This is a genomic window from Vibrio fluvialis (genome assembly GCF_900460245.1).
GTDB classification, from domain to species: Bacteria; Pseudomonadota; Gammaproteobacteria; order Enterobacterales; family Vibrionaceae; genus Vibrio; species Vibrio fluvialis.
In genome coordinates this window covers 3,007,686-3,024,135 of the sequence record NZ_UHIP01000001.1, presented here as the reverse complement: position 1 = coordinate 3,024,135, position 16,450 = coordinate 3,007,686, and the positions used below count along the sequence as shown (strand labels likewise).

The window sequence follows — 16,450 nt, the reverse complement described above, 5'->3', positions numbered from 1 at the left end:
AAAGGTCGCCTTTATGTGTTTCACGTGAAACATTATCACCGCTTAGCCAGAGTAAACGGCATGCCAATCGTGCCAAACCGCTTCCAAACCCTTGGCTTTGATTACCTGCTCAACTTGCCAGGCAGGACGCTCATCGCTGGTCGCAAACTGCTCCAGTTCGGCTTTCGGATCAGCATAACCGCCCGGCTGAGTTTTCGATGCCGCCGACATACTGGTGATACCCAACATCGCCACGTTATCGCGAAACTGTGGCGTCTCACGGGTCGACAATGACAGCTCCACTTCCGAGTTCAACAGACGAAACGCGCAAATCAACTGCACCAGTTGTTTGTCACTCATGACCGATTTCGGCTGTAGTGCCCCTTCACAGGGCCGCAAACGCGGGAACGAAATCGAATAACGCGATTGCCAATAAGTCTTCTCCAAGTAGTGAAGATGCTCAGCAACGTAGACGCAGTCGGTGCGCCAGTCCTCCAAACCGATCAGTGCCCCTAAGCCAATTTTATCGATCCCTGCTTTGGCCAATCTGTCTGGTGTGTCGAGACGAAAATCAAAATCCATCTTGTTGCCACGTAAATGATGCTGCGCATACGTCGATGGATGATACGTCTCCTGATACACCATTACTGCGTCGAGCCCTAAGGTTTTCAGCTCAGCGTACTCTTCCTGCTTCAGCGGTTGCACTTCCATCGCCAGATAATGGAACGACTGCTTGATCACGGGCAGCATCTGGCGAAAGTAGTTCATACCAACTTTGGTTTCATGCTCACCAGTAACGAGCAGCACACTGTCGAACTTCATCTGTTTGATCGCCGCAATCTCCTTCTCCACTTCCGCTTGTGTCAAGGTTTTACGTTTGATGCGGTTCTCCATGGAAAAACCGCAATACGTGCAGGCGTTGGCACACAGGTTAGACAGATAGAGCGGAATGTAAAACGACATGGTGTTGCCAAAGCGGCGACGAGTCGCCTGATAAGACAGTTGCGCCATTTGTTCCAGATACGCTTCACCAGCCGGAGAAATCAGAGCCTTGAAGTCCTCCACGTCGCGTTTGCTTTTCGCCAGTGCTCGCTCAACGTCAGCCGCGGTTTTGCCGTACACCGACAACTTAATGTCATCCCAATCAAGTTGGTTGAATCGTTGTACAAAGCTCATCGTTAACCATCCAGAAATGCAGTGAACGGACTCGATGCGGCAGCGTGTTGGTGTTGCGCCGCCAGACCAGATTCATAAGCCAGTCGCCCCGCTTCCACTGCGAGCTTGAAGGCACGCGCCATCGCAATCGGGTCGCGCGCAGTAGCGATAGCGGTATTCACCAGCACGGCGTCAGCACCCATCTCCATCGCCAGCGCCGCATCCGAAGGTGCGCCAATGCCGGCATCGACAATCACTGGCACGTTCGCCTGGTCGATGATGATTTCTAGAAAGGTCTTTGAACTCAGCCCCTGATTGGTGCCAATCGGAGCACCGAGCGGCATGACCGCAGCGCAGCCCACCTCTTCAAGCCTCTTACACAGTACCGGATCGGCATGGCAATACGGCAGCACGGTAAAGCCATCTTTCACCAACTGCTCCGCCGCTTTCAACGTTTCGATCGGGTCAGGCATCAGGTATTTCGGGTCTGGGTGGATTTCCAGTTTGAGCCACGACGTCCCCAATGCTTCACGAGCTAAGTGCGCAGCAAAAACCGCATCGCGCGCTGTTTTCGCCCCCGAGGTGTTCGGTAATAAATGAATCCCCGCTTCAATCAACGGAGCCAAAATATCATCATCACGTTCGGCTAAATCGACGCGCTTAAGCGCCATCGTGACCAGCTCAGATTCACAATGACGAATAGCGTCGGCCATCAGATGACGATTGGCAAATTTGCCCGTCCCGGTTAAAAGGCGGGAACGAAAAGTTTTATCAGCTATGGTTAACATGGCGTTCAGCCTCCTGCAATCGCCTGAAAAAGAGAAATGTGGTCACCGTCGTTGAGCACCATTTGGTGCCATAAACCACGAGGAATAACCTGATCGTTAATCGCAAACACGCAGCCTTGCACGGGTAGTTCAAGCTGAGTTTGCACATTCGCCAAGGTGCTACCGGCTTGCGCGGAGTGCGGCTGCGTGTTGATGTGAATCGTGATGGTCATAACACGTCCTCATTGATTGGGGATGCCAGGTTCGTGGTTTGATGGTCGGATTGAGACGCGCTGCAAACCGAGCAATCGGGGTCATTCAGCAAGCGCCACTTTTGCCACTGCATGGTAAAGCCATCAAAACGCATCACCTGATGAGATTGGAAGTTGCTGAGTTGCAGCAGCCATTGCATCGCCATCAGCGCCTGAAGGTTGCCGATGGAACCTACCACAGGCCCCATCACACCTAGATCGGTGCAACGCCCTGTGGTTGGCGTCACATCATCCGGCACCAAGCAGCGATAGCAACCTAGAGGCTGATGGGCAAAATCAAACGCCACCAACTGACCTTCCCAGCCAATCGCCGAACCCGAGATCAGTGGCTTGCGCGCAGAAAAACAGGCGGCGTTGATCGCATGACGCGTTTCCAGATTGTCACAGCAATCCAGCACGATATCAGCTTGACTGACTTCCAAGCTCAGTACATTACTGTCCATTCTGCGCTGCACGGTTCTGACCCGGCATTCAGGATTGATGGCTGCCAGCGTTTGTGCCAAGGCGACGACTTTCGGTTGCTTGAGCTGAGTTACACGATACGCCAATTGGCGATGCAAATTGGACAGCTCAACGCAATCGTCATCGGCAATCACCAGATGGCCGACACCGGCTGCCACCAAATATTGCGCCGCGGCGGTGCCTAAACCGCCACAACCGACGACCAAGACTCGGCCATTGAGTAGCTTTTGTTGACCACGCTCGCCAATCTCAGTCAACGAAATCTGGCGCTGATACCGTACAAATTGTTCATCCGACAACATTACTGCGCTCCTTAGCCGACGCCAGCGACGACGCTAAGATATGCTGCAACGTGTCGACAGCCGCGGCCACGTTCTTTGCCTCAGTGATGGCTCTCACCACCGCAATGCTGCTTACTCCGCACGCCAGAACTTGCTCAGCATTGAGCGCATCAATCCCACCTATCGCCACACTGGGCACACCAACTGCGTCGCCATAAGGCATCGAATCAAGCAGTCGCTGATACAACGCCAAGCGCACCAGTCCCTGCGGTTTAGAAGGCATCTGTTTAGTGGTTGTCGGGAAAATATGACCTAAGGCAATATAGCTCGGCGCCAATTGGTGAATGCGCAGCAATTCAAAGTAACCGTGGGTGGATAAACCCAGTCGAAGGTTATTCTCCAATAGCACATTCAAATCGACCGTCTGCAGATCTTCCTGCCCCAGATGCACGCCGTAAGCACCATGTTTTGCCGCCAGTTGCCAATAATCATTAATGAATACCTGCGCCCCGAACTCGCGGCCAAGACGAATGGCTTCAATCACCTGCTGTTCCAAGTCGGTTTGATGCGGGTCTTTGATGCGCAGTTGAATGGTGGTGATACCCAGCGGTAATAGCTGCGCGATCCAGCGGACATCATCCACCACCGGGTAAACACCCAGTGATTCCGGAGTCAGGGTTGGAAAAGCGGAAAGGTTGGCTTGGGTTTGTGGTTGAGGAAAGTGTCGGTAGTCGCATGGCCATGTTTCACGTGAAACATTCAAGGCTGCTCGACTCAAAACCAAAGCATCTTCGATAGGGAAATCAAGACTCAAGCACGCCAGCACCCATGCTAAATGACGCCAACAGTCGGCAGGTTCCAGCGTTTTAACCTGAAGCAGGCGACGGACTTCGTCTGAATGTTGCCAACGATCAATAACACGGCCTTGGTGCGGCTCTTCGCCAATAAAAATCCAACCATCATGCACGTGAATGGCAGGCAAATCTTTGGCCGCAGCACCATAGTGCAGCACCCAATCCGCATCAGGTTGAACGTGAGTAAACCAATTACAGGACAAACTGAGAGTCGTGTCGCCAACAAGTTGCAAATAAGGAGTTGGGCTCACGCCCAACTCGATATGTCCAATCGCAAAGCCCTGTTGTTCGGCGAGCAATAGCACCCGCTGCACTTCTCCCGTCAGTTCAATACACTGAGATGGGATAAGTAATTTCACAATTTATTCCTCAGTCACTGTCTCTGCAGACGCAACCGCTGGGTGATAAAGTTCGGATCCTGAGGCTAAGAACTCCTGAGACTTCTGGCGCATGCCTTCGAGCGGATCGTCGAGCATCTTGACCTGAATGGCTTGTTCGCCGGTGGCCATGTCGGTGTTGGCGTACGTGCGGCGCACTTCCTGCGAGATTTTCATCGAACAGAATTTCGGACCACACATCGAACAGAAATGCGCGACCTTGCCTGACTCCTGCGGCAACGTTTCATCGTGGAACGCACGCGCAGTCACCGGATCCAGCGACAGGTTAAACTGGTCTTCCCAGCGGAATTCAAAGCGCGCTTTAGACAGCGCGTTGTCGCGAATCTGCGCGCCAGGATGCCCTTTGGCCAAGTCAGCCGCATGGGCAGCGAGCTTGTAGGTGATAAGCCCGGTTTTTACATCTTCCTTATTCGGCAACCCTAAGTGCTCTTTAGGTGTCACGTAGCACAGCATGGCACAACCAAACCAACCGATCATCGCGGCACCAATGCCGGAAGTGATGTGGTCATAACCCGGAGCAACATCGGTAGTTAATGGGCCTAAAGTGTAGAATGGTGCTTCATGGCAATGTTCCAGCTGCTCATCCATGTTGGCTTTAATCATGTGCATTGGCACGTGCCCTGGGCCTTCAATCATCACCTGCACATCGTATTCCCACGCCACTTTAGTCAGTTCGCCCAATGTTCTCAATTCGGCAAACTGCGCTTCATCGTTAGCATCAGCAATCGAACCCGGACGCAGGCCATCGCCCAGCGACAGTGCCACGTCATACTTCGCACAAATCTCGCAGATTTCACGGAAGTGAGTGTAAAGGAAGTTTTCTTGATGATGAGCCAGACACCATTTAGCGATAATAGAACCGCCGCGTGAAACAATACCCGTCACTCGCTTCGCAGTCATCGGCACGTAGCGCAGCAGCAGGCCGGCGTGAATGGTGAAGTAATCCACACCCTGCTCTGCCTGTTCCAACAACGTATCGCGCATCACTTCCCAGGTCAGGTTCTCGGCAATACCATTCACTTTTTCCAATGCTTGATACATGGGTACCGTACCAATCGGCACGGGGCTATTGCGCAGAATCCATTCACGCGTTTCGTGGATATTACGCCCGGTCGACAGATCCATTACGGTATCGCCGCCCCAACGGGTTGCCCAAACCAGTTTTTCAACTTCCTCTTCAATTGACGAACTCACTGAGGAGTTACCGATGTTCGCATTCACCTTCACTAAGAAGTTGCGACCGATAATCATCGGTTCCGATTCAGGATGGTTGATGTTGCATGGAATGATTGCGCGACCTTCGGCGACCTCCTGACGAACAAATTCGGGTGTAATGTCTTTTGGCAGGTTGGCACCAAAGTTTTGTCCCGGATGTTGACGGTTCAACTGCTCGTCTTGGTAACGACGACGGCCCATGTTTTCGCGCAGCGCAATGTATTCCATTTCTGGAGTGATCATTCCCTGACGCGCGTAGTGAAGCTGAGTCACGCGGCGGCCCGCCTTAGCACGGCGAATGATTGGCAGGTTACCGTAACGCAGTTCATCCAGTGTATGGTCAGCCAGACGCTCACGTGCGTACTCCGAGCTCATTCCCGCGAGAACTTCGGTATCCTCACGCTCCATAACCCACTGTTCACGCAGCTTAGGCAGCCCCTGATAGAGGTCGATGGTGTAATCAGGATCAGTGTACACACCAGAAGTGTCATACACGCACACTGGTTCATTCGGTTCGTAAACGGGCGCTTCCTTTGTGCCGCCAATCAGGCTATCGGCGAGAGAGATTTCGCGCATTGGCACGCGGATATCATCGCGCGAACCAGTCAGGTAGGTTTTCTTTGAATTTGGGTACGGCTGTACCGAGAGGGTTTCAATAAACTGTTTGGCTTCCAGTCTCGCTTGTTTGCGATTCGACATAGCATTTTCCTTTATTAGGATTTTAGGGATAAATGCTTGGCGGAAAGATGCGACAAGAGGTGATCAGACAGATCTTGGAACTGAAGATACGACGATCCACAGATCGCCAGAGATTGTCTTCTCTTGTTCCCTTCGCAGGTTCTAACCTGATCAGGTTCAACGGATCCCGAATAAACGGTCTCAGCCTTATGGCACTCCGACAAGTGAAGTCATTATAGAGAAGTCATTTCGCTAAACAAGCAGAAAAGTAGAGTTTTTAATCAGCCTCGAATCAACCATTGATACGCAACCCAGGCAGCAGAAATACTCAACAGTACATTGAGCAGTACGTTAAGCCCCATCTTAAAAAAAGCACCTTGTTGCATAAGAAGTACGTTATCCATCGAGAACGTTGAAAACGTCGTTAACGCACCAAGGAATCCCAGACCGACAATCTGACGCCAAGGATAAGGAGCTAACCATTCATTCTCAAAGGCTGCGATTAAGAGTCCCATGATAAAAGAACCGACGATGTTAACGGTCAACGTACCGTATGGAAAACTGCGCCCAAATAGCGTCACACACCATTCAGAGACCAAATAGCGTGAGCAAGCACCAATTGCTCCACCGATTGCAATCAAACCTAAAATTGCCAACTGCCCCATGTACCCTCCCAATTTGTTGCAATCATTGTAATGGCTCACCGTCTAAAAATGAGCCACAACGAGTAAAAAAATAGTTTTCAATAACAGCAATTAGCCTGCCAAAGTGAGGATAAATACAAACGTTACAGGAGTCACTTATTCAAGCAACTTCGATAAAGCCCATCAAGCCCGTTTTCATATGCTCAATAACATGACAGTGATACATCCATCGACCTGGGTTGTCAGCGACAAACGCCGCTTTGGCACTGCCATTTTTACCCAGCAATACGGTATCGGTATGGAATGGCTTTTCCAGCGTTTTTCCATCAAGTTCAAGCACGGTAAAAGTGTGGCCATGCAGATGGATAGGATGGTGATACTGAGTAACATTACGCAGATTGAAAATATAGGTTTTCCCCAACTCCAGCTTTGCCAATGGCTCTGGAATATGGCCAGCACTCATACCTTCCCAAGCCCGTTTATTGACCAGCCAAAAATTCGGCACAGCATGGCCACTCTTATCCGCAGGAGTCACGGCTCCTTCCCATTCAAACACAAAGTCGATTTCCTGCGCCTGATAGAGCTTCACGGGTGCAATAGGATTTAACGGCAGCGATGGGATAGATTTATCACTCGCGAGCCAGGACTCCTCACTGAGGAATTCGCACAGAGGAAAGGCAAACTTACCCTTCATTTGACGCACATAAACCTTATCGCCAGCTTTTGGCGCGATAAAGGCGATATCCAAACGCATTCCCGGGCCTATCTTATGCTGTGTTAGCTGATATGGTGTTTCGATCGGGTTGCCATCAATAGCAATCACCCAAGCGTCAACACCTTCAACAGCGATCGGATAGGTAATAGTGTTATCCACGTTGGCGATGCGAGCTCTCACCGTCGCATTCTGTTTAATTGTGTACTGCGGATTGTGCTTACCATTGACCGTACCCCATTCACCTGGTGTACCCATACGTGCACTGTAACGAGGGATCATTAAATCCTTCCATTGGCCTTTTTTATCAAGATGCCAGTGTTTAAGCATGAGCGCATGCTCTTCATCAAATACAACAGGTTCAGTTTCTTCAACGATGATCAGACCAACCAAGCCCATTCCAAGCTGTTTGACGCTGTTCATATGCGGGTGATACCAAAAGGTCCCGGCATCCGGTGGTGTAAACTCGTAAGTAAAGCTCTCACCGGGCATGATAGGAGGTTGACTAAGGAAAGGAACCCCATCCATCGCGACAGGAATACGCAGGCCATGCCAGTGTATCGTGGTCGGCTCATCCAGCTTATTGGTGAAGTGAATCGTCACCTTCCGCCCCTGGCGGCAACGTATCGTAGGAGCCGGAATAGAACCGTTGAAGCCCAGAACTGATGTAGAGTAACCCGGAACCAGCGATGCTTGTGCCGGCTCAGCCGTCAACTGATAAACATATTCGTCCTCTTCCGATGTCAGTTTAAGCAATGAACACGCAGGTAAAGCGGCGCTAACACCCAACGCAGAACCCAATTTTAAGAAATGACGACGAGAAAGATCCATAATCAGTCCTGATAACAATATTTTCTGGATTGGTAATAAAACTGATTCGCAACAAAATGTAAATGATGCGTTGTTGAAATAGAGAAGGAAAACCAAGTAAACCGGATTTTCCACCTTATTTAGAGATTGATAAGCAATAAAAAAGGCTCCAGCAATCGCTGGAGCCTTTAATAATGGCAGGGGTGGAGAGATTCGAACTCCCAACACGCGGATTTGGAATCCGCTGCTCTGCCAATTGGAGCTACACCCCTAAATTTTGGTCTTCTAGATTGAAGAAAACCCCAGCATTGCTGCTGAGGTCTTAAATAAGTGGCGGAGCGGACGGGACTCGAACCCGCGACCCCCGGCGTGACAGGCCGGTATTCTAACCAACTGAACTACCGCTCCGCACTGGTTAGACTCAAGAGTCTAAATTTAAAGCCTGGCGATGTTCTACTCTCACATGGGGAGACCCCACACTACCATCGACGCTGTTTCGTTTCACTTCTGAGTTCGGAATGGGATCAGGTGGGTCCAAAACGCTATGGTCGCCAAGCAAATTCTTAAAATTCGGAAAGCTGTTTTTCGTTCTCTCAACACATTCTTATGCGCTTAGCTTTGAGTCCACTACAAAACCCCTTGGGTGTTGTATGGTTAAGCCTCACGGGCAATTAGTACAGGTTAGCTCAACGCCTCACAACGCTTACACACCCTGCCTATCAACGTTCTAGTCTCGAACAACCCTTTAGGATACTTAAAGTATCAGGGAAGACTCATCTCAGGGCTCGCTTCCCGCTTAGATGCTTTCAGCGGTTATCGATTCCGAACTTAGCTACCGGGCAATGCGTCTGGCGACACAACCCGAACACCAGAGGTTCGTCCACTCCGGTCCTCTCGTACTAGGAGCAGCCCCCTTCAATCTTCCAACGCCCACGGCAGATAGGGACCGAACTGTCTCACGACGTTCTAAACCCAGCTCGCGTACCACTTTAAATGGCGAACAGCCATACCCTTGGGACCGACTTCAGCCCCAGGATGTGATGAGCCGACATCGAGGTGCCAAACACCGCCGTCGATATGAACTCTTGGGCGGTATCAGCCTGTTATCCCCGGAGTACCTTTTATCCGTTGAGCGATGGCCCTTCCATACAGAACCACCGGATCACTATGACCTGCTTTCGCACCTGCTCGAACCGTCATTCTCGCAGTTAAGCGGGCTTATGCCATTGCACTAACCTCACGATGTCCAACCGTGATTAGCCCACCTTCGTGCTCCTCCGTTACTCTTTGGGAGGAGACCGCCCCAGTCAAACTACCCACCAGGCACTGTCCTCACCCCGGATAACGGGGCTAAGTTAGAACATCAAACATACAAGGGTGGTATTTCAAGGACGGCTCCAACGCAACTAGCGTCACGTCTTCAAAGCCTCCCACCTATCCTACACATGTAGGTTCAATGTTCAGTGCCAAGCTGTAGTAAAGGTTCACGGGGTCTTTCCGTCTAGCCGCGGGTACACTGCATCTTCACAGCGATTTCAATTTCACTGAGTCTCGGGTGGAGACAGCGTGGCCATCATTACGCCATTCGTGCAGGTCGGAACTTACCCGACAAGGAATTTCGCTACCTTAGGACCGTTATAGTTACGGCCGCCGTTTACCGGGGCTTCGATCAAGAGCTTCGCTTACGCTAACCCCATCAATTAACCTTCCGGCACCGGGCAGGCGTCACACCGTATACGTCATCTTACGATTTTGCACAGTGCTGTGTTTTTAATAAACAGTTGCAGCCACCTGGTATCTGCGACTCTCATCAGCTCCATCCGCGAGGGACTTCACCATCAAGAGCGTACCTTCTCCCGAAGTTACGGTACCATTTTGCCTAGTTCCTTCACCCGAGTTCTCTCAAGCGCCTTGGTATTCTCTACCCGACCACCTGTGTCGGTTTGGGGTACGATTCCTTACAATCTGAAGCTTAGAGGCTTTTCCTGGAAGCATGGCATCAATGACTTCACTACCGTAGTAGCTCGACGTCGTGTCTCAGCCTTAGAGAGAGCCGGATTTACCTAACCCTCAAGCCTACGCACTTGAACCTGGACAACCGTCGCCAGGCCCACCTAGCCTTCTCCGTCCCCCCATCGCAATTGTAAGAAGTACGGGAATATTAACCCGTTTCCCATCGACTACGCCTTTCGGCCTCGCCTTAGGGGTCGACTTACCCTGCCCCGATTAACGTTGGACAGGAACCCTTGGTCTTCCGGCGGGGAGGTTTTTCACCCCCCTTGTCGTTACTCATGTCAGCATTCGCACTTCTGATACCTCCAGCATGCTTTACAACACACCTTCAACGGCTTACAGAACGCTCCCCTACCCAATACGATAAATCGCATTGCCGCAGCTTCGGTTTACAGCTTAGCCCCGTTACATCTTCCGCGCAGGCCGACTCGACTAGTGAGCTATTACGCTTTCTTTAAATGATGGCTGCTTCTAAGCCAACATCCTAGCTGTCTGAGCCTTCCCACATCGTTTCCCACTTAGCTGTAATTTGGGACCTTAGCTGGCGGTCTGGGTTGTTTCCCTCTCCACGACGGACGTTAGCACCCGCCGTGTGTCTCCCGGATAGTACTTACTGGTATTCGGAGTTTGCAAAGGGTTGGTAAGTCGGGATGACCCCCTAGCCTTAACAGTGCTCTACCCCCAGTAGTATTCGTCCGAGGCGCTACCTAAATAGCTTTCGGGGAGAACCAGCTATCTCCGAGTTTGATTGGCCTTTCACCCCTAGCCACAAGTCATCCGCTAATTTTTCAACATTAGTCGGTTCGGTCCTCCAGTTGATGTTACTCAACCTTCAACCTGCCCATGGCTAGATCACCCGGTTTCGGGTCTATATCCAGAGACTGAACGCCCAGTTAAGACTCGGTTTCCCTACGGCTCCCCTAAATGGTTAACCTTGCCACTGAATATAAGTCGCTGACCCATTATACAAAAGGTACGCAGTCACCCCACGAAGAGGCTCCTACTGCTTGTACGTACACGGTTTCAGGTTCTATTTCACTCCCCTCACAGGGGTTCTTTTCGCCTTTCCCTCACGGTACTGGTTCACTATCGGTCAGTCAGGAGTATTTAGCCTTGGAGGATGGTCCCCCCATATTCAGACAGGATAACACGTGTCCCGCCCTACTCGATTTCACTGAACATGCGCTGTCGGCTACGGGGCTATCACCCTGTTTCGCGGTCCTTTCCAGAACCTTCACCTGACGCATGTAAAGCTTAAGGGCTAATCCAATTTCGCTCGCCGCTACTATCGGAATCTCGGTTGATTTCTTCTCCTCGGGGTACTTAGATGTTTCAGTTCCCCCGGTTCGCTTCATTAACCTATGTATTCAGTTAATGATAACTGCTTATGCAGTTGGGTTTCCCCATTCGGAAATCTCAGACTCAAGTGGCTGTTACTGCCTAATCTGAGCTTATCGCAAGTTACTACGTCCTTCATCGCCTCTGACTGCCAAGGCATCCACCGTGTACGCTTAGTCACTTAACCATACAACCCGAAGGAGTTTCGGGTTGCTGTTAAACAACCTAGGTGTCACACATTTATTTTTCATGAGTGTGTGACTGATTTTGCCGGACTCAATTTGAAGACTTACTGAATCAGTAAGCTTCGATACCAAGCACACTTGAATGTGTTTGTTGGTGTATTCCATTCAGGAATACATTGAGAACTTTACAAACAACAATAAATTGTTGTTTTGTCAGCTTTCCAAATTGTTAAAGAGCAGATTTTCTGATGAAAACCATGTTTAAGAACACTTAAGCAAATGTGCTTAAAGATGGTGGGCGATACCGGGTTCGAACCAGTGACCCCCTGCTTGTAAGGCAGGTGCTCTCCCAACTGAGCTAATCGCCCATTATTCAAGAATGGTGGAGCTAAGCAGGATCGAACTGCTGACCTCCTGCGTGCAAGGCAGGCGCTCTCCCAGCTGAGCTATAGCCCCAGTCTTGAGTTTTAATTCCTAATGGAAGGAATGGTGGGTCGTGCAGGATTCGAACCTGCGACCAATTGATTAAAAGTCAACTGCTCTACCAACTGAGCTAACGACCCGTGGTATCCCGTAGGGGAGTCGAACCCCTGTTACCGCCGTGAAAGGGCGGTGTCCTAGGCCTCTAGACGAACGGGACACTAAGATACTCTTCACATTTAAACCGTATCAATCTGTGTGAACACTCATCGCAATAATCATTCGTATAAGGAGGTGATCCAGCGCCAGGTTCCCCTAGCGCTACCTTGTTACGACTTCACCCCAGTCATGAACCACAAAGTGGCAAGCGTCCTCCCGAAGGTTAAACTACCTGCTTCTTTTGCAGCCCACTCCCATGGTGTGACGGGCGGTGTGTACAAGGCCCGGGAACGTATTCACCGTGACATTCTGATTCACGATTACTAGCGATTCCGACTTCATGGAGTCGAGTTGCAGACTCCAATCCGGACTACGACGCACTTTTTGGGATTCGCTCACTTTCGCAAGTTGGCCGCCCTCTGTATGCGCCATTGTAGCACGTGTGTAGCCCTACTCGTAAGGGCCATGATGACTTGACGTCGTCCCCACCTTCCTCCGGTTTATCACCGGCAGTCTCCCTGGAGTTCCCGACATTACTCGCTGGCAAACAAGGATAAGGGTTGCGCTCGTTGCGGGACTTAACCCAACATTTCACAACACGAGCTGACGACAGCCATGCAGCACCTGTCTCAGAGTTCCCGAAGGCACCAAAGCATCTCTGCTAAGTTCTCTGGATGTCAAGAGTAGGTAAGGTTCTTCGCGTTGCATCGAATTAAACCACATGCTCCACCGCTTGTGCGGGCCCCCGTCAATTCATTTGAGTTTTAATCTTGCGACCGTACTCCCCAGGCGGTCTACTTAACGCGTTAGCTCCGAAAGCCACGGCTCAAGGCCACAACCTCCAAGTAGACATCGTTTACGGCGTGGACTACCAGGGTATCTAATCCTGTTTGCTCCCCACGCTTTCGCATCTGAGTGTCAGTATCTGTCCAGGGGGCCGCCTTCGCCACCGGTATTCCTTCAGATCTCTACGCATTTCACCGCTACACCTGAAATTCTACCCCCCTCTACAGTACTCTAGCCTGCCAGTTTCAAATGCAATTCCGAGGTTGAGCCCCGGGCTTTCACATCTGACTTAACAAACCACCTGCATGCGCTTTACGCCCAGTAATTCCGATTAACGCTCGCACCCTCCGTATTACCGCGGCTGCTGGCACGGAGTTAGCCGGTGCTTCTTCTGCAGCTAACGTCAAAAGATACCGCTATTAACGATACCTCCTTCCTCACTGCTGAAAGTACTTTACAACCCGAAGGCCTTCTTCATACACGCGGCATGGCTGCATCAGGCTTGCGCCCATTGTGCAATATTCCCCACTGCTGCCTCCCGTAGGAGTCTGGACCGTGTCTCAGTTCCAGTGTGGCTGATCATCCTCTCAGACCAGCTAGGGATCGTCGCCTTGGTGAGCCCTTACCTCACCAACTAGCTAATCCCACCTGGGCATATCCTGACGCGAGAGGCCCGAAGGTCCCCCTCTTTGAGCCGAAGCTATCATGCGGTATTAGCCATCGTTTCCAATGGTTATCCCCCACATCAGGGCAATTTCCCAGGCATTACTCACCCGTCCGCCGCTCGCCGCCCAACAAATCCCCCGAAGGTTCAATGTTGTCGCTGCCGCTCGACTTGCATGTGTTAGGCCTGCCGCCAGCGTTCAATCTGAGCCATGATCAAACTCTTCAATTAAAGTTTTGGCTCAATGAATACTGATAACATTACTACGTAATGTTGAATTGACTGTGCTCGATACCGAAGTATCAAATTGGTCACTCACTTCATTGATAAATCTTTTGCGATTATCATCAACGAGTGCCCACACAGATTGATAGGTTTAAGTTGTTAAAGAGCGTTGCTTTTCGAAGCTTTCTTCTCAAAGCGGACGGCCATTTTAGCGAGTTAAGTTTTAGTGTCAACCACTTTTTTTCAAAACTTTTTCATCATATTTGACGAAGCTAAGTGACCAGCTAATCAAGGACTTTTCTGTCGAACCGTTCCCGTGTCAGCGAGGCGGCATTATAGGGAGACCTAGAATTTTGGCAATAGTTTTTGAGGCGAATTTTACGTATTTTTTGTCGTTCGGCTAAAAAAGAGGCAAAAAGCCACAAATCTGCTGGTTTTCTTTACATCTTTTTAAATTTTATCGCGAATTGAGTCACTTTTTCCCAGTTGGTGTACTCCACTTCTTTTGTGGTATCCGTTTCTCCGCCTGTCAGCGTCATGATTAAACGAATCATCATTTTGTCGAAAAAGCGGTATCTAGGGTAATAGAGTGCACCAGCAAACACACCTATCAGTTCCGGCTGCCACGGTGACTTTTTCAAAAACGTCTGTATATAGACACTCCCCTCAGGCGTGTCTTTGCCCTGATCCTCTTTACGAGCGGTCAGATTGACACAAAAGAACGCGGCTTTGCTTTGCTGCAACTGGGTAAGATGACGCGCGATAAACTCATAGAGCTTTTTATTCAGGTGACCATAACGAATGGAAGCCCCAATCAGAACTTTGTCATAAGCGGCCAGATCCAATGAGGCACAATCGTGCAGGTTGCGAATATCACACTCATACCCTTCAAGCTGACCTGCAATGGTACGTATGATTTTTTGCGTTTGCCCTTCCCGGCTGGAATATAATAATAGTGCTTTCACGAATGCTTCCTCAGCTGCGCCAGAACGTCGGCGTCAACAATATTAATAGTGTGAAGATCTCTAATCGGCCAAACAGCATCGATACCACCAGAATCCACTTGGCTGTATCGTTCACATCAGCAAAGTGTACCGCGACTTCACCCAAGCCCGGGCCCAGGTTATTAAGTGTGGCCGCGACTGCCGAAAACGCGCTTAGTTCATCCATGCCAGTAGCAATGAGGGCCAGCATACACACGACAAACACCAACGCGTACGCGGAGAAGAATCCCCAAACGGCATCCACAACACGTTGTGGCAGTGCGCTGTCTCCAATCTTAATGTGGTAGATCGCACGCGGGTGCACCAGGCGCTTCATTTCACGTGCCCCCTGCAGCGTGAGCAAGAACACGCGAATCACCTTCATTCCGCCCCCCGTCGATCCTGCACAACCGCCTATAAAAGAAGAGAACAATAGCAATACAGGCAAAAACAGTGGCCAATCGGAAAAGCCCGTGGTGGTAAATCCTGCGGTGGTCGAAATGGAGACGGTCTGGAATAGCGCCTGGTCAAACGCATCATAAAGCGAGTCATAAGAGTGGTGCTTGAGCAGCATCAGGAAACAGACGCTAAACAAAATCGCCTGAATGACAACAAACGCTCGAAACTCCGGGTCTTTCCAATAGTACTTCGGGTGCACGCCTCCGGTCGCAAACGCGGCATAGTGCAGAGTGAAGTTACACGCCGAAATCAGCAGGAACACCACCGTAATCATATTAATCGCGTAGCTATCGAAATAACCAATGCTGGCATCGTGAGTAGAGAAGCCCCCAATCGCAATGGTGGAGAAACTGTGACAAATCGCGTCGAACAACGTCATACCTGCCAGCCAGAACGCGCCCGCACAGGCGATGGTTAAGCTCAGATAGATATACCACAGCGCTTTAGCCGTTTCGGCAATGCGTGGCGTCACTTTGTTGTCTTTCACCGGCCCCGGAATTTCCGCTCGGTAAAGCTGCATGCCACCGATACCCAGCACGGGCAGAATGGCCACGGCCAAGACGATGATCCCCATCCCGCCGAACCATTGCAGAAACTGACGATAAAACAATACCGCTTTCGGCAGATTATCCAGCCCGACAATCACCGTGGCGCCTGTGGTTGTCAGCGCAGAAAAAGATTCAAAAAAGGCATCCGTGACGGAAATATTCGGATTGTCGGCAAGCAGAAACGGCAGCGATCCCGCACTGCCGATAACCGTCCAGAACAGGACCACAATCAGAAAGCCGTCGCGCGCTTTCAATTCATGGCGATAACGACGGTTAGGAAACCAGAACAGGCCGCCACACATCAGCAGAACAAAAAAGGTCGAAACGAACGGAACACCAGCACCGTCGCGGTAGATCAAAGCCACCAGCGCGGGCGCCAGCATAGACACACTGAATAACGCGAGCAGCAGCCCGACGATTCGAATGATTGAACGAAATTGCAT

Annotated in this window: 10 protein-coding genes, 6 tRNA genes, 3 rRNA genes and 1 riboswitch; all 19 genes read right to left on the bottom strand. The window is 50.7% G+C overall.

What is annotated here, in order from left to right:
- Nucleotides 1–42: 42 nt before the first annotated feature.
- Nucleotides 43–1,155 carry a 2-iminoacetate synthase ThiH gene (gene thiH, locus DYA43_RS14280; RefSeq protein ID WP_061057066.1) on the bottom strand — a complete coding sequence of 371 codons (1,113 nt, stop codon included), beginning with the start codon at nt 1,153–1,155 and terminating at the stop codon, nt 43–45.
- Between the two features lie 2 nt (nt 1,156–1,157).
- Nucleotides 1,158–1,922 (bottom strand): thiazole synthase, encoded by a 765-nt coding sequence (locus DYA43_RS14275; protein WP_061057065.1) that lies wholly within the window; start codon nt 1,920–1,922, stop codon nt 1,158–1,160.
- A gap of 5 nt (nt 1,923–1,927) precedes the next feature.
- A complete protein-coding gene (gene thiS, locus DYA43_RS14270; protein ID WP_061057064.1) occupies nt 1,928–2,134 on the bottom strand; it encodes a sulfur carrier protein ThiS in 207 nt (68 codons plus the stop codon).
- Nucleotides 2,131–2,937 carry a HesA/MoeB/ThiF family protein gene (locus DYA43_RS14265; RefSeq protein ID WP_061057063.1) on the bottom strand — a complete coding sequence of 269 codons (807 nt, stop codon included), beginning with the start codon at nt 2,935–2,937 and terminating at the stop codon, nt 2,131–2,133. The genes thiS and DYA43_RS14265 overlap by 4 nt, the downstream gene beginning before the upstream one ends.
- A complete protein-coding gene (locus tag DYA43_RS14260) occupies nt 2,924–4,129 on the bottom strand; it encodes a thiamine phosphate synthase (protein ID WP_061057062.1) in 1,206 nt (401 codons plus the stop codon). The genes DYA43_RS14265 and DYA43_RS14260 overlap by 14 nt, the downstream gene beginning before the upstream one ends.
- Nucleotides 4,130–4,132: 3 nt before the next feature.
- Nucleotides 4,133–6,082 (bottom strand): phosphomethylpyrimidine synthase ThiC, encoded by a 1,950-nt coding sequence (gene thiC / locus DYA43_RS14255; RefSeq protein WP_024373625.1) that lies wholly within the window; start codon nt 6,080–6,082, stop codon nt 4,133–4,135.
- A gap of 110 nt (nt 6,083–6,192) precedes the next feature.
- A riboswitch (TPP riboswitch) is annotated at nt 6,193–6,291 on the bottom strand.
- 51 nt (nt 6,292–6,342) lie between these two features.
- Nucleotides 6,343–6,726 carry a fluoride efflux transporter CrcB gene (gene crcB, locus DYA43_RS14250; RefSeq protein ID WP_020331858.1) on the bottom strand — a complete coding sequence of 128 codons (384 nt, stop codon included), beginning with the start codon at nt 6,724–6,726 and terminating at the stop codon, nt 6,343–6,345.
- Nucleotides 6,727–6,865: 139 nt separating this feature from the next.
- Nucleotides 6,866–8,248 carry a multicopper oxidase family protein gene (locus DYA43_RS14245; protein WP_061057061.1) on the bottom strand — a complete coding sequence of 461 codons (1,383 nt, stop codon included), beginning with the start codon at nt 8,246–8,248 and terminating at the stop codon, nt 6,866–6,868.
- A 174-nt stretch (nt 8,249–8,422) separates the two neighbouring features.
- Nucleotides 8,423–8,499 (bottom strand) — tRNA-Trp (locus tag DYA43_RS14240).
- A gap of 59 nt (nt 8,500–8,558) precedes the next feature.
- Nucleotides 8,559–8,635 (bottom strand) — tRNA-Asp (locus tag DYA43_RS14235).
- A 32-nt stretch (nt 8,636–8,667) separates the two neighbouring features.
- Nucleotides 8,668–8,783: ribosomal RNA gene (gene rrf / locus DYA43_RS14230) — 5S ribosomal RNA — on the bottom strand.
- A gap of 94 nt (nt 8,784–8,877) precedes the next feature.
- Nucleotides 8,878–11,765: ribosomal RNA gene (locus tag DYA43_RS14225) — 23S ribosomal RNA — on the bottom strand.
- 290 nt (nt 11,766–12,055) lie between these two features.
- Nucleotides 12,056–12,131: transfer RNA gene (locus DYA43_RS14220), tRNA-Val, on the bottom strand.
- 12 nt (nt 12,132–12,143) lie between these two features.
- Nucleotides 12,144–12,219 (bottom strand) — tRNA-Ala (locus DYA43_RS14215).
- A 31-nt stretch (nt 12,220–12,250) separates the two neighbouring features.
- A tRNA-Lys gene (locus tag DYA43_RS14210) sits at nt 12,251–12,326 on the bottom strand.
- Between the two features lies 1 nt (nt 12,327).
- Nucleotides 12,328–12,403, bottom strand: a tRNA-Glu gene (locus DYA43_RS14205).
- Nucleotides 12,404–12,470: 67 nt separating this feature from the next.
- Nucleotides 12,471–14,023: ribosomal RNA gene (locus DYA43_RS14200) — 16S ribosomal RNA — on the bottom strand.
- Together the 16S, 23S and 5S rRNA genes with 6 tRNA genes alongside form the textbook arrangement of a ribosomal RNA operon.
- Nucleotides 14,024–14,457: 434 nt before the next feature.
- On the bottom strand, nt 14,458–14,982 hold the full coding sequence (hemG, locus tag DYA43_RS14195) for a menaquinone-dependent protoporphyrinogen IX dehydrogenase (RefSeq protein WP_055452363.1): 525 nt from the start codon (nt 14,980–14,982) through the stop codon (nt 14,458–14,460).
- A 10-nt stretch (nt 14,983–14,992) separates the two neighbouring features.
- Nucleotides 14,993–16,450 carry a TrkH family potassium uptake protein gene (locus tag DYA43_RS14190; RefSeq protein WP_024374751.1) on the bottom strand — a complete coding sequence of 486 codons (1,458 nt, stop codon included), beginning with the start codon at nt 16,448–16,450 and terminating at the stop codon, nt 14,993–14,995.